13 protein-coding genes, 1 tRNA gene and 3 pseudogenes are annotated in these 12809 nt (G+C 58.7%); 12 read left to right on the forward strand and 5 right to left on the reverse strand.

The features are described 5' to 3' along the window. Positions 1 to 48: 48 nt before the first annotated feature. From AC3XQU_RS05755 to AC3XQU_RS05775, 5 genes and pseudogenes are all read left to right on the forward strand, one after another. A pseudogene (locus AC3XQU_RS05755) lies at positions 49 to 222 on the forward strand (helix-turn-helix domain-containing protein); the annotation flags it as partial. A gap of 39 nt (positions 223 to 261) precedes the next feature. Next, positions 262 to 951 carry a LysR substrate-binding domain-containing protein gene (locus AC3XQU_RS05760; RefSeq protein ID WP_489873208.1) on the forward strand — a complete coding sequence of 230 codons (690 nt, stop codon included), beginning with the start codon at positions 262 to 264 and terminating at the stop codon, positions 949 to 951. Positions 952 to 1147: 196 nt separating this feature from the next. After that, positions 1148 to 2578 (forward strand): annotated as a pseudogene (locus tag AC3XQU_RS05765) (efflux RND transporter permease subunit); the annotation flags it as partial. Between the two features lie 384 nt (positions 2579 to 2962). Beyond that, positions 2963 to 3226, forward strand: a complete 264-nt coding sequence (locus AC3XQU_RS05770; protein ID WP_489873182.1) for a LysR family transcriptional regulator — start codon at positions 2963 to 2965, stop codon at positions 3224 to 3226. Positions 3227 to 3247: 21 nt separating this feature from the next. Beyond that, positions 3248 to 3658: a type 2 periplasmic-binding domain-containing protein gene (locus AC3XQU_RS05775; RefSeq protein WP_489873183.1), complete on the forward strand. Its 411-nt coding sequence runs from the start codon at positions 3248 to 3250 to the stop codon at positions 3656 to 3658. A 148-nt stretch (positions 3659 to 3806) separates the two neighbouring features. Here AC3XQU_RS05775 and AC3XQU_RS05780 read toward each other — a convergent pair whose 3' ends face one another. Continuing rightward, on the reverse strand, positions 3807 to 4322 hold the full coding sequence (locus AC3XQU_RS05780; RefSeq protein ID WP_489873184.1) for an HPP family protein: 516 nt from the start codon (positions 4320 to 4322) through the stop codon (positions 3807 to 3809). A 60-nt stretch (positions 4323 to 4382) separates the two neighbouring features. Then, positions 4383 to 4757 carry a DsrE family protein gene (locus AC3XQU_RS05785; protein ID WP_489873185.1) on the reverse strand — a complete coding sequence of 125 codons (375 nt, stop codon included), beginning with the start codon at positions 4755 to 4757 and terminating at the stop codon, positions 4383 to 4385. Positions 4758 to 4994: 237 nt separating this feature from the next. On the opposite strand from AC3XQU_RS05785, the gene AC3XQU_RS05790 reads away from it, so the two are divergent. Beyond that, positions 4995 to 6218, forward strand: a complete 1224-nt coding sequence (locus AC3XQU_RS05790) for an EAL domain-containing protein (protein ID WP_489873186.1) — start codon at positions 4995 to 4997, stop codon at positions 6216 to 6218. Positions 6219 to 6262: 44 nt separating this feature from the next. Here the strand turns inward: AC3XQU_RS05790 and AC3XQU_RS05795 are convergent, their stop codons facing one another. Beyond that, a complete protein-coding gene (locus tag AC3XQU_RS05795; protein WP_489873187.1) occupies positions 6263 to 6511 on the reverse strand; it encodes an EAL domain-containing protein in 249 nt (82 codons plus the stop codon). A gap of 181 nt (positions 6512 to 6692) precedes the next feature. On the opposite strand from AC3XQU_RS05795, the gene AC3XQU_RS05800 reads away from it, so the two are divergent. Both AC3XQU_RS05800 and AC3XQU_RS05805 read left to right on the forward strand, forming a co-directional pair. Next, positions 6693 to 7688 carry an alpha/beta fold hydrolase gene (locus AC3XQU_RS05800; RefSeq protein ID WP_489873188.1) on the forward strand — a complete coding sequence of 332 codons (996 nt, stop codon included), beginning with the start codon at positions 6693 to 6695 and terminating at the stop codon, positions 7686 to 7688. 74 nt (positions 7689 to 7762) lie between these two features. Further along, a complete protein-coding gene (locus AC3XQU_RS05805) occupies positions 7763 to 8269 on the forward strand; it encodes a DUF1993 domain-containing protein (protein WP_489873189.1) in 507 nt (168 codons plus the stop codon). 239 nt (positions 8270 to 8508) lie between these two features. On the opposite strand, the gene AC3XQU_RS05810 is transcribed toward AC3XQU_RS05805, so the two are convergent. After that, entirely contained in the window at positions 8509 to 8745 is a 237-nt protein-coding gene (locus AC3XQU_RS05810) for a glutaredoxin domain-containing protein (protein WP_489873209.1), read from the reverse strand. A 208-nt stretch (positions 8746 to 8953) separates the two neighbouring features. Here AC3XQU_RS05810 and AC3XQU_RS05815 point away from each other — a divergent pair, with 208 nt between their 5' ends. From AC3XQU_RS05815 to AC3XQU_RS05825, 3 genes are all read left to right on the forward strand, one after another. Beyond that, positions 8954 to 9883, forward strand: a complete 930-nt coding sequence (locus AC3XQU_RS05815; RefSeq protein WP_489873190.1) for a pyridoxamine 5'-phosphate oxidase family protein — start codon at positions 8954 to 8956, stop codon at positions 9881 to 9883. Between the two features lie 265 nt (positions 9884 to 10148). Then, positions 10149 to 10823 carry a flavin reductase family protein gene (locus AC3XQU_RS05820; protein WP_489873191.1) on the forward strand — a complete coding sequence of 225 codons (675 nt, stop codon included), beginning with the start codon at positions 10149 to 10151 and terminating at the stop codon, positions 10821 to 10823. Between the two features lie 216 nt (positions 10824 to 11039). Further along, complete coding sequence (locus AC3XQU_RS05825) at positions 11040 to 11504, forward strand: cytochrome ubiquinol oxidase subunit II (protein WP_489873192.1); 465 nt, start codon at positions 11040 to 11042, stop codon at positions 11502 to 11504. A 223-nt stretch (positions 11505 to 11727) separates the two neighbouring features. Here the strand turns inward: AC3XQU_RS05825 and AC3XQU_RS05830 are convergent. Further along, a tRNA-Cys gene (locus AC3XQU_RS05830) sits at positions 11728 to 11798 on the reverse strand. 119 nt (positions 11799 to 11917) lie between these two features. Here AC3XQU_RS05830 and AC3XQU_RS05835 point away from each other — a divergent pair. Continuing rightward, positions 11918 to 12809: pseudogene (locus AC3XQU_RS05835) on the forward strand (IS3 family transposase); the annotation flags it as partial.

Below are 12809 nucleotides of genomic sequence, written 5' to 3' on the forward strand. Positions count from 1 at the left end.
ATGGGACAATTCCCAGGGTTTTTTCGGCATGTGAATAATTGGAGCGCGATGGATCAACTACTGGCGATACGTGCGTTTGCACGCGTTGTTGAGGCAGGGACGTTCACCAAGGCCGCAGATTCGATGAATATGCCAAACGCTACCCTTAGCAAGTTGGTACAGGGACTCGAGGCCCATCTTGGCGTGAAGCTCCTGCAAAGAACGACGCGACGCGTATCGGTGACTCCCGAGGGGGCAGCCTATTACGAGAGGACCGGTCGCATGCTCAAGGAACTCGAGGATATCGATGGCAGCATCGGTGCCGCGCAAGGGCGCCCGCGCGGGCAGCTACGCATCGACATGGGGTCGTCGCTCGCGAATCTGGTCATCATCCCTGCCCTGCCGGAGTTTCTCGAGCTGTACCCAGACATACGCATCGACCTGGGCGTGAGCGACCGGATCATCGATCTCGTGGGTGACAACGTCGACTGCGTTATTCGTGGTGGTGCATTGACTGAAATGTCGCTGATCGGACGCCAGATCGGTGCAGCCCCTTGGGTCACCTGCGCAACACCTGGGTACCTGGCGCGGCATGGCGTGCCGGGCGCGCCCCACGAACTGGAAAACGGTCACCTGATCGTCAGTTACCTATCGTCGCGGACGAATCGGGCCGTACCCATGAAATTCGTTCAGGCGGGGCGCGAAGTTGAAATTTCCGGGACCCGCGCGATCGGCGTCAACGAAAGCAATGCACATATTGCGGCGGGTCTGGCCGGGCTAGGCGTGATCCAGGCATTCGCTTACACTGCCCAGGCACACATCGCGTCTGGAGCGCTGGTGCCGATACTCGATGATTGGCAGCCAGCCCCCTATCCTTTTTATGTCGTGTATCCACCGAATCGCCACTTGAGCAACCGTCTCAGGGTGTTCATTGACTGGATTGCCGGACGCTTTCCCGGTCTTACAGCCTAGAAAGCACCCACGCTTAGGCTTCATGCACAGGATGGCTGCACGTCGCTAGCCCTCGAAAACTTGACCGGTAAGCCAAGCCGTCGGTTGAACGAGTGTCCCAGGTAAGCGAGCATGGCCTGCCGAACAGGGTCCGGCAAGCTGGCGATTATCTGCGCCGGCGGTGTCTCGGCGAGTAGGCCGACCAGCGTGGCCTTGTCAGTCCCCATCAGGGAAACACGCGCTGCAATCGTGCGAAACGCCTGCTCGATCACGCCAGGCCATAGCACGACACCGACGACGCTCTCCCGTCTCCTTCCCCGGTCTGTCGATCAATGGCTTTACGTCTGCCGCAAATGCGGGCATCGTCTTCGCGCAACTCAAGGGCTTTGACGAACGCGGCGAGGGCCTGACCGGCGAAGCGATTGCGGCCGACATTAACAAACGCATGGGCGTGGTGCAGGATGCCTTCGTGATGGTGTTTCCGCCACCGCCAGTTAATGGGCTGGGTACTATCGGCGGCTTCAAGATGATGCTGGAAGACCGCGGCAACCTGGGTTATGAAGCACTGCACAAGGCCACCCAAGCGATGCAGGCAAAGGCCGCAGCCGACCCGCGCCTGGCCGGCGTTTTCTCCAGCTATCAAATCAATGTGCCGCAGCTGTACGCCGACGTCGACAGGACCCGTGCCAAGCAATTGGGCGTACCGCTGCCGACCATTAACCAGACCTTGCAAATCAATCTAGGCTCGCTTTATGTAAATGACTTCAACCAGTTCGGGCGCACTTAGCAAGTGCGGGTCCAGGCTGACGCGCCCTTCCGTTCACAGGCTGAACAAATCGCGCAATTGAAGGTGCGCAACGACAAGAACGAGATGATCCCCCTGTCGTCGTTGATGCAGGTAAAGAATAGCTTCGGACCAGACCTGGTACAGCGCTACAACGCATATGTGTCGGCCGACATGAACGGCGGTCCGGCTCCTGGCGTATCCACTAGCGAGGCACAGGCGATCTTTGAAAAGATTGCTCAGGAGACGCTGCCTAAGGGAATAGCCTACGAGTGGACCGACCTCACCTATCAGGACATTCTCTCCGGCAATACCATGATCTACATCCTCCCATTGTGCGTGCTGCTCGTGTTCCTGGTGCTGGCCGCCCAGTACGAAAGCTGGACCCTGCCGCTGGCCGTGATCCTGATCGTGCCGATATCGATCCTGTGCGCGCTCATCGGGGTCAAGCTGAGCGGCGGTGACAACAACATCTTCACGCAAATCGCGCTGTTTGTGCTGGTCGGGCTGGCCTCGAAGAACGCGATCCTGATCGTCGAATTCGCCCGCGAGCTGGAACACCAGGGACGCACGGTCATACAGGCTGCACTTGAAGCTTCGCCCCTGCGCCTGCGCCCGATTCTGATGACTTCAATTGCATTCATCATGGGCGTCCTGCCACTAGTGTTCTCCACCGGCGCCGGCGCGAAAATGCGCCACGCCATGGGGGTGGCAGTGTTTTCAGGCATGCTCGGCGTGACGCTGTTCGGCCTGTTCCTGACGCCCTTGTTCTACGTGCTGCTACGTTCTTTCGCCGTTCGCTTCGAGAAGAAACCCGCCGCTGCAGCTGCGCCTGCGGCCGCCCGATATCAACGGAGTCACTAAGATGAAACAGCTTATCGCGAGGGGCGTTGCCCCGCTGCTGGCGGCACTGATCCTGACAGCATGCGGCACACCCGTATTCAAACAGCCAAGCGTCACCATTCCCGACGCCTTCAAAGCGCAGTTCTCGCCGGGGAGCGTGCATACCGCTGCTGACGGCACAGTCTGGCGGCAGGCGAAAAGCGCGGAACAACAAGCGCGCGGCCAATGGTGGCTTGCATTCAAGGACCCAGCGCTCGCTGAACTGGTCGAGCAGGCGACCAGGGCCAACGCAAACCTGGCCGGAGCAGCGGCGCGCGTCAAACAGGCGCGGGCAATTGCTGGTATTGCCGCCGCCGACCGAAGCCCGCAGCGAAGCACCGGAGTTATCGCAAGGCAGCGGCCGCGTTGGGTGTCTCACCGTCCGCGCTCAGTTACATTGTATCGAGCCTGGAACAACGCATGGGCATACGACTTTTCAACCGCACGACACGCAGCGTGGCCGTGTCCGAGGCTGGGGAACAGTTTCTGGCACGCGTGCGCCCCGCTCTACAGACGATTACGGAAGCGATCGCGGACGCCGACTCTTTTCGCGCCACGCCATCCGGTACGATCAGGATCAACGCATCGGAGGGCGCAGCGAGGGTGATTCTTGCGCCGCTCATACTTTAATTTCTGCGCCGCTATCCAGACATGCTGGTGGATCTGGTCAGTGATGGCAGACTGGTAGACATTGTTGCAAACGGATTCGATGCCGGCATCAGGGCGCCAGAGAACGTTCCTCTCGACATGATCGCGGTGCCGTGCAGCCCACCGGTTCGCTTTCTTGTCGTGGGTTCGCCCGAGTATCTTTCAAAGAACGGTGTACGAGCGGTGCCGGACGATCTGTATTGCCACCAGTGCATCCGTAGTCGTTTGCCCAGCGGTTCACTGTACCCATGGGAATTTTCCGGTGCTCGAGAAATGGTCGCCAGAAGCGTCAGGGCTGCAGCTGTACTATCCAAGTCACCGGCACCTGCCGGCGGGAATGCGGGCATTCGTCGCGTTTCTAAAGGAAGCCAGTATGAGTCAGGGCAGCTAACCCGTCTCGCGAAGATCGAATGATTGAAGGGCGCCAGGCCGATGCACATCTCGGAACCGGATGCTTTCCGCGTGGACTGGTAAAGCAAGCACCGGTTGGCGGTAAGCTTGCGGCCTGGGGCGGCGGTCCCGATGCCGATGGCCGATGGCCTTCCGTATCCGGGCTGAAGCATCACCAGTATTTGGGGTAGCGCGCGGCGCGGGTCGCATTGTTGTACACCAGGGCGACGAGTATGACAATCAGTGCGCCGCTCAGGGTGGGGAACAGAATGAAGTCCCAGCCAGGCTGAGCAAGGAATATGATGACCGGATTGGAACCGGCCGGCGCATGTGCGGTACGCGTCGCAAGCATCAGCGCGATCGCAGTGCCAACTGCCAGCGCTACTGCCCACCAGCTTGGGCCGAACAGTGCGAGGAAACAGAGGCCGGTCATTGAACTGATCAGATGCCCGAAGACGACGTTGCGCGGCTGCGAGAGCGGCGAGTCGGGGAAGCCGAAGATCAGTACGCAGGATGCGCCAAATGAACCCAGCACCAGCACGGTTGACAGCGCATCTGCCATCCCCGCTACCGTTCCGATGGCCAATACGCCGCCGAGCCACGCGAGCAAAACATTACGCAGGCTTGGCTGCGGCGGCAGGGCAGCGCCGTCGCCCCGGAATTTGCTCAAAAACTGTTTCATCACCATCAGCTTTCCAAAAATAAGCCAGAACGCAGCCGGTGAACCGGCTGCACCGTGATCACGGCTTCAGAAGCTGAAAATCGTATAACCCTGCTCGGACAGCTGGGCGATGCTCGGCAGTCCGGAGGTGCCGGGTACGCTGTTGTCGGTGATCAGGTCGAACCCATTCTTGACGGCGTCGTCGCGTGATCCAAACACGTCCGCACAGCCGCATGACACGCCAGCCACGGTATCTGCGACGGCGTTGTACAGCGCGTGCACCGGATGATCGGCGTTACCGACGATGCCGGCCCAGCGCGTACCAGTGCCCTGGAAATAGATAGCCACTTCCGTGCCGCGCTGTTTGAAGTCATAGGCCGCGGCCAAAGCATTGAACAGACGGCCGAGGGCCTCTTCGCCGCCGTGTTTCGGATCGGACAGAACGATAATTGCTGCTTTCATGATGTTTCCTTTTGTTGGGTTGGGAGTTATTGCGCGTCATGAGTTGACAAGGGACATTCTAGGAAATCGAACCGCTTCAAGAAACGGCCCAGCGCGAAATTCATTGTTTCGGTAGACGTAACGGGCCGTCCTTGCAGGCAACGGAGCGCTCCCGCTTCGGCTCCTTTCCCAAGACCACTTAACGATTTCGAGAACTAAGCGGATAAATGTAGACACGCTGACATTGGGAGAGCCGTGATGACGACCTTCACAGAGGGCGACATTGCCCAGGGCATCGCCAACAAGGAATTCACGCTGTACTACCAGCCGAAAGCTTCATTGATTACCAATCGAATCGTCGGCGCAGAGGCATTGGCGCGCTGGCGGCGGCCCGACGGCACCGTGCTGACGCCGGCTAGCTTCATTCAGGTCGCCGAACGAAGCGGATTGATTAAAGACCTGGCACTGCAGCTCCTTCCGCCGCTCGTGCACGAGCTGGCCGATACGGGTATGGGTACCGATCTTTGCGTGTCCTTCAACGTCACAGCCCAGGATTTCGAAGACGACACCCTTACCGAAACAGTGCTCTACGCCATCGCGCACCAGCGGCTCCCACCTGCTTCCTTCGAGCTCGAAATTACCGAAACGCAGGCGCTTGAAGCCGGGTGCTGCGTGCTGCACCGAATACAAGCGCTGACCAATGCCGGCATCGGCCTCGCCATGGACGACTACGGGATTGGCTATTCGAGCATGGATAATCTCAGCCAGTGGCCGTTCACCACCATCAAGCTGGACCAAGGCATTGTGGGGCGGATGCTCGATTCTAGAAAGAACGCGACCATCGTTCGCTCGTCAATCAGACTTGGGCATGAACTTGGCTTGAAAGTTGTGGCAGAAGGCGTGGAAGACATGGCCCAGTACGATTTTCTGGTCGATGCCGGGTGCGGGGTGATCCAGGGGTATTTGCTCAGTCCGCCGCTTCCACTCGACGATTTTCTATCCCTGCGGCGTCGCGCTGGCGAATGCACAGGATTCCCCATCGGACTCGTGTATATGGCGATCGTCGATCATGTCCAGTGGCGTCGCCAGATGGTCAGCTATGCGATCCAGCGCGCCAACTTGCCATCGAACTCACCTGCACGTCAAACGGAGGGCTATCCGGAATTGTGCGTCACCAAGTGTTCACTTGGCCGATGGTATTATGGGGGCGGTCGTTACTTCGCAGAAACACCGATGTGCGAGGCGCTTGACGGTCCCCATCACGACCTTCACCGCGCAGGCCATGCCATCGTCGACAGTATTCGGTCAGGGGCAACGCTCGTCGAACTCGCGCCACAGCTGCAGGCTCTTAAAACTGCATCGACATCGCTTATCCGCTTGCTGGAAGACATCGAGAATGTCGGCCTGCAGGCGATGTATGGGGAAGGACCCGGGCACCCCTGGGTCAGCAATGCTTATCGAGATTCACTCATCCAGACATGAATAGTGACGCGGGCGTTCTTGCTACTCCGCAGGCGGATGAACGGTCATGCAAGCTGGGGCGGGTCCAAGCAGCGGGAACGCGCATCCGCGACCACGGCGCCAGCGTCGGCAACCCACTCCCAGCGCGACTGCCAGCGTGCCAGTTCCTCGATGGGCATCGGCATACTAATTAGATATCCTTGAGCCTGGTCGCAGCCGTGTTTAGTAAGTTGTTTCCAAACGTGCGCATTTTCCACTCCCTCGGCAACCACCTGGCCCCCGAGCGCGTGGCCGAGTTCGATCGTGGACCGCACGTTTCGGCGAGCGTAATGTCATCGGCAAAATCATATGCATCATCCACTTGGATTACTAAACGCACAGTTGAGCTTGTTCAAGTATGTGGATAGTGCTTTCACGTAATACGGCTTTATCCGCCTGGATGCTTCACTTAAAGTTCCCCCCATAGCAGCATCCGCCGCTCATCAGGAGAACCTTATGTCCAACACGATTTTTCGCCGCACCGCACTGACGCTTGCTCTTTCGGCGCTCGTCGGCGGCGCCATTGCCGCTCCACCGGTTAAATACAGCAAGGAGCCGACCGACGACGCGTCGCTCGTTCGCCGGTTGCCAGGCTTCGTCAACAACACTGCCACAGTGAACGGCGTCACCCTGCACTACGTTAGCGGCGGCAAGGGTGCCCCACTGGTCTTGCTCCCGGGATGGCCACAGACGTGGTGGGAATTCAATAAGGTCATGCCAAAACTTGCGAAGCACTACTCGGTGATTGCGGTGGATCTGCGTGGTCAGGGCAGCTCGAGCAAGCCGGAGAACGGCTATGATAAGAAAACCATGGCTGCGGACATCGCGCAACTGATCAAGCACCTCGGCCATGAAGCAGCGTACGTCGTCGGCCATGACATCGGTTCGCAAGTGGGCTGGGCCCTCGCGGCTAACCACCCTCAACGCGTGCGAAAGCTGGTCATGATGGATGTGGCGCATTCGGACGCCAGTCTGTTCAGCTGGCCCATCGTACCGACCACGACGACTTTCAACGACAGTACCTATGTCAATGAAAACGCCCCGTTCCCGTGGTGGTTCGCCTTCCATCAGGTGAAAGGGCTACCTGAAAAACTGCTGGCGGGGCGCCATCACCTTGAGCAGGAATGGTTCTTCAGCTATCTGATGAAGGACCAGTCAGCGCTGTCGCCTTTCGACCGCGCGGTGTACCGAAACGCCTACGCGTCGCCGCAGGCAATCCGTGCCAGCAACGCTTGGTACCAGACATTTACCCAGGACATCGCTGACCAGAAAACTTACGCCAAGGTCTCGGTGCCCATCCTGGGTCTCGCTGGCCCGGGTTACGGTTGGGTGAAAGGTTTCCTGGAAACCTATGCAACCGATGCGCGCGTAATGAAGATGGATACCGGCCACTTTATCGCCGAAGAAGCCCCCGACCAGACGGTCGAGCATCTCACCGAATTTCTCAAGTAACAACGGGCGACGGCGGGGCGCGACTCGACGCCCCGTTGGTCGCGCAAACAGCTAGTCTGGAAAGTAAAAGCTCAATGCCGATCACCATCTATAAAATTTCAGTGCCTGCCTTCGTGCGCGGATTGCACGTCCTATCGACTCTGTTGACCAAGGCTGAGGAACATTCAGCCGAAGCTGGTATGGCACGCGATGCACTGCTCGAGGCTCGCTTAGCGGAAGATATGCTTCCTCTGTCAGCACAGGTCCAACGCGTCAGCGATGCAGCCAAATTCGCTGCGCAGCGCATTAGCGGAGGCGATGCCCCGACATTCAACGACGATGAAAGCACGTTCGAAGAGCTGCATCTGCGCATCAAAAAAACGATCGATTACTTGGAGAGCATTGACGCCGAGCTGCTCAATGCCGGTGGCGACCGTGAAGTTCATCTTAATTGGGGCCCCAGGTTCAGCGGCGAAAGCTATTTGCTAACGTTTGCGCTGCCGAATTTTTATTTTCATCTCGTCACAGCCTATGACATCCTGCGTCACAAGGGTGTCAAGCTCGGCAAGCTCGACTATCTCGGACCGCTCGGCGTGAAATGATCGGGAATTGGGCCCGGTTTCTCCAGCCCGGTGCTCATTCGGGTCACGGCTGGCGTGCCCGTGCGGCACCCTCCCGCCGGCCCGCAGCCCTGCACCTGCGCAGGTGGAGCTGCGGCCGCCGGTGCGAGTGATCAACGGATATTGGGGAGAGCTAGTTGTCGGGCTGACGCTCTCCCCGGCCGCTCGAATCGGCGGACTTCATGCATCACCGGCGGTCACGCCGGCACCGCCAAGATAACTCAACGCGTCATTGGCAACAACCTGCCCAGTTCCCCACTACGCTCCAGCAGGACCAGATCGTCGAAACCGCCAACGTGGCGTTCGCCTATGAAAATCTGGGGCACCGTGCGACGCCCGGTGCGTTGGACCATCTCGACGCGGCGGACAGGGTCGACGTCGATGTTGATCTCTTTCGGGGAGACACCGTGCTGTGCCAGCAGGCGCTTGGGCGCGCGTGACCGCCGCTGGCGACACATCGAGCTACGCGAGGCGGCCGCAAACCCGCCCTCTTCCCCCACGGCGACGAAGACCTGCATAAGGTGGATCTGATAGATGAGCGTTTCTACTGGCGAAACATTGATTTACGGGTGGCGCTGATTCCGTTTCATCGCATTATTTCGCAAAATCCTTCTATCGACAATCAAAACCGGGCGGTATGCCGGGAAGGTTTAAGGAGGGATCACCATGCAGGTAAAAACCGGCTTTCACCCTGGCGAGCGAGCCGTGCAACAGCAAGCAGGTGAGTCCGCAATCGCGGACCGCACTAGTTCTGTAATTGCCGACACGATTCTCGGGGGCGCGCGGCCGTTCATCGGCAAGCAGTTCATGGTCGACCTGGCTAGTGTCGACGCCCATGGCGCTGTCTGGTCGTCCGTCGTATACGATCAACCAGGCTTTATTCACGCCGACAGCGCTACCGTTGTCACAATCGACGTTCCCGCGGGACGACGCGCCGGAAGCGATCCCTTCTGGGCGAATATCGGTGTCAACCCGGCGGTCGGGATGCTATTCATCGAACTGGGCACCCGGCGCCGCTACCGCATCAACGGTAAGGTGCAGCGCAACGACGTAGACAGGATCGACATCCTGGTGGCAGAGGCTTACCCAAACTGCCCTAAGTTCATCCAGCGACGCCAACTCAAGCTACTGGACAGCACGAACCCACACGATGGTGTGGCAACCGGCGTCGGAATTGGCGGCAGCGTTCATCGCTTGATTCGCGGCGCAGACACCATCTTCGTGGCCAGCCACGCTCCACTGGCAGGCGCCGACGCCTCACATCGCGGCGGAGATCCGGGCTTCGTCCAGGTTCTCGGCGAACGCACACTGCGTATTCCCGACTATCCCGGGAATAGTCTGTTCAACACTTTCGGAAACATTGTCCTTAATCCGTACGTTGGCTTGTGTATTCCTGACTTCGACGGCCAGCACCTGCTTCAGATCAGCGGCCGCGCACGCCTGCTATGGAATCAAGCCGACTCAGCGGTCATAACGGGCGGTACCGGCCGTTTTTGGGAGGTCGATGTCGACCGATGGATTCTGCGGCAGGTGCCGCAGCGTCTTGAGTGGAATTACCTCGACGCTTCGCCGTTCAACCCGTCTCTGAAGGATTGATATCATTCTTTACCTGATCCAAACAATTATTCAGCACGGCCCCGCCGTCAAGGAATTCCGACTCGTCCCCGCCGATGGCAGCAGCGCTCCCGCATGGCGGCCCGGCGCACACGTCGAGCTCGACATCCAATCCAGGTCAGGCGCCAGCTACCGCAATGCCTACTCGCTGGTCGGCGTGCCAAGCGGTCAGCTACGCATCGTGGTGCAGCGGGAGGTCTCGGGAAAGGGTGGCTCAAGGGTTCTCCACGATGAGTACCAAGCCGGCATGGAGATCGATCTGAGTGAGCCGCTCAACACGTTTCGCATGCATGTCGGATCCGCGCGTAATGTTCTGATCGCTGGCGGCATCGGCATTACGCCAATGGTGTCGATGGCACTTGCGATGGACGCGGAAGTCGCCGGTCTTGAACTTCATTACGTGGTGCGTGACGCTGGACGCCTGATCCTGCACGACGACCTGGCTGCCCTGCCCGGCGGTAGTGTCTCAATGTACGTGACCGATTCGGCCGGCCGGCCCGATCTTCACGGAATGGTCGGCGCCTATAGCGAAGGTAGCGAACTGCATGCTTGTGGCCCCGCCCCCTTGCTCGAGGCGATTCGCCAGGCGGCGGCCAAACAAGGCTGGCCGATGGCGCACGTACACTTCGAGAGCTTCGGTGCGCGAAGCGCGGCGGAAGACCGCCCGGTGCGGCGGTACCTGCGGCAAAGCGACATCACAATCGACGTGTCTCCCGGTACTTCCCTGCTGGACGCAATGATCGCAGCCGACGCCTTTGTAGCCTATGACTGCAAGCGTGGGGAGTGTGGAAACTGCTTCGCCAATGTCACCAAGGGGCAGCCGCTGCACCGCGACGTATGCCTGACGCCAGATCAGCGGGAACACGGCATGACTACATGTGTTTCCTGGGCCGTGGGAGGTGAACTCGAGCTCGACTTGTGAGGCTGAAGTTGCGGTGGCCAAGATGGTACCGACTGATCTTGCACGGTTTTCAACTGGGACATTTTGTCCCAATGTATGGAAATTGTTTTGAGATAGTGTGCCGCAGAAGGCGTGGAAGAACCAGTAATACACGGCTCCGTGAATGCGTTCCCCTCCTCATCTGTAAATATTTAGCGAAACTCGACAGCTTCGCCATGGATATCAAAGGTAGACCAAATGAAAAACATAAACACTGTGCAGGGCGTGACAGCTCTTCCAGCTCATCTGCAACGGGCAAGAACACCCTTTCATGTGCAATCGCTCAAGCGTGTCGGCGCGTATGCCACGTTGGCTGTGCTGAGCGGTTTTGCCCTACAGTTGATTAATTCGGCAGGCGATATAAGTGCACAGGAAAAGAATGTAATCTTCGTCGTGTTTGCCTCGACGCTCCTGTTGGTCGTCCCGATTATTGCCCTGACCATATATGTAGTCTCGCGCCACCGTGCCTCTAGCACGACCGTTAAGTATTCGTCACTGCGTTCGCAGTCGATTAAGAAGGAGGCTGTGGCATGGTCCGTTCCAATCGTCATCGTCGTCCTGCTCGCCTTTTTGGGTTGGGGCATAACCCACTCACTCGACGTATACAAACCAATCAAGTCGAAGGTGGCGCCGGAGCGTGTCGCGACCGTGGCAGGCGCGTGAAGCGGTGCGACTGAGCGTCGGTGGCACGGCGAGCTGGAACAATTTGCAGCATGCGCTGAGACAGGTCGCGTGGCCGCTAGGCAGCACGTCCTTTAGCGCGCCTGCCGCGGTATAACGCGCTAACTGACCTGCCCGACATGCGCCCAGTATACGGCGAGACAAGCTTGAAGTCGTGGCGATTCAGAGAACAGGCCCGACAGGGCCTGTTTTTGAAAGATCCTTGAGGCGAGGACAGGAATCGAACCTGTCTAGGCGGCGTTGCAAACCGCTGCATAACCTCTTTGCTACCTCGCCAAAACCAATTTTAGGCTAAGGGCTGCGGTCGGTTATGTGCCTCCTCAAAGCAGTGCACTGAATCGCCACGAGTTCAGTAGACACTCCTGAGCCTATAATTGTAGGTTCAAGGAGAAGGTATGAGCGGCAAGCGGTATCCCGAAGAATTCAAGATCGAAGCGGTCAAGCAGGTTACGGAGCGCGGACACGCGGCTACGGAAGTTGCTGCACGGTTGGGCGTAAGCTCACACAGCCTGTACCAGTGGGTAAAGCGCTATAGCGCACCTCCGGCCGAGCGACAGAAAGTGGACGATCAACAGGCTGAGATGAAGCGCCTGAAGGCCGAGCTGAAACGCGTTACCGAGGAGCGCGACATCCTAAAAAAGGCCGCCGCGTACTTTGCCAAGATGTCCGGGTAAGGTACGCCTTCATTCGTGATGCTCGTAATGAGCATTCGATCCGAAGGCTTTGCAAGATGATGGCGGTGCATCCCAGCGGCTTCTATGCCTGGTGTGCCGAGCCGGAAAGCCAGCGGGCGCAGGAAGATCAGCGCCTGCTTGGGCACATTAAGCAATCCTGGCTGGAAAGCGGAGCGGTGTACGGCTATAGGAAAGTCTCAGACGACCTGCGCGACCTGGGCGAGCAATGTGGAGTCAATCGTGTTCACCGAATCATGCGCACTGCCGGTCTGCGTTCTCAGACGGGTTATGGCAAGCGCCGCTTCAAACGCGGCGGCGTTCCATCGGTAGTGGCGCCAAACCACCTGCAGCGGCAGTTCGATGTGACTGAACCAAACAAGGTCTGGGTCACGGACATCACGTACATCCGCACGCATGAGGGTTGGTTGTACTTGGCCGCGGTGCTCGACCTGTTCTCACGTCAGGTCATCGGATGGTCAATGGGATCGAGAATGGATCGCGAGCTGGCCTTGAACGCTCTGCTGATGGCTGTCTGGCGACGCCAGCCCAAGCAAACCGTCATGGTTCATTCGGATCAGGGCAGTCAGTTCAGCAGCTACGACTGGCGTGATTT

It is taken from the genome of Telluria sp. AZSoR62, assembly GCF_058111565.1.

Excerpts from the sequence above, each read along its gene's own strand:
- AC3XQU_RS05780 (WP_489873184.1), bottom strand. The coding sequence starts at position 4,322 with ATGGTGATGAAACAGTTTTTGAGCAAATTCCGGGGCGACGGCGCTGCC.
- AC3XQU_RS05810 (WP_489873209.1), bottom strand. The coding sequence starts at position 8,745 with ATGTGTCGCCAGCGGCGGTCACGCGCGCCCAAGCGCCTGCTGGCACAG.
- AC3XQU_RS05760 (WP_489873208.1), top strand. The coding sequence starts at position 262 with ATGCTCAAGGAACTCGAGGATATCGATGGCAGCATCGGTGCCGCGCAA.
- AC3XQU_RS05815 (WP_489873190.1), top strand. The coding sequence starts at position 8,954 with ATGCAGGTAAAAACCGGCTTTCACCCTGGCGAGCGAGCCGTGCAACAG.
- AC3XQU_RS05785 (WP_489873185.1), bottom strand. The coding sequence starts at position 4,757 with ATGAAAGCAGCAATTATCGTTCTGTCCGATCCGAAACACGGCGGCGAA.
- AC3XQU_RS05825 (WP_489873192.1), top strand. The coding sequence starts at position 11,040 with ATGAAAAACATAAACACTGTGCAGGGCGTGACAGCTCTTCCAGCTCAT.
- AC3XQU_RS05790 (WP_489873186.1), top strand. The coding sequence starts at position 4,995 with ATGACGACCTTCACAGAGGGCGACATTGCCCAGGGCATCGCCAACAAG.
- AC3XQU_RS05820 (WP_489873191.1), top strand. The coding sequence starts at position 10,149 with ATGGAGATCGATCTGAGTGAGCCGCTCAACACGTTTCGCATGCATGTC.
- AC3XQU_RS05805 (WP_489873189.1), top strand. The coding sequence starts at position 7,763 with ATGCCGATCACCATCTATAAAATTTCAGTGCCTGCCTTCGTGCGCGGA.
- AC3XQU_RS05775 (WP_489873183.1), top strand. The coding sequence starts at position 3,248 with ATGCTGGTGGATCTGGTCAGTGATGGCAGACTGGTAGACATTGTTGCA.
- AC3XQU_RS05800 (WP_489873188.1), top strand. The coding sequence starts at position 6,693 with ATGTCCAACACGATTTTTCGCCGCACCGCACTGACGCTTGCTCTTTCG.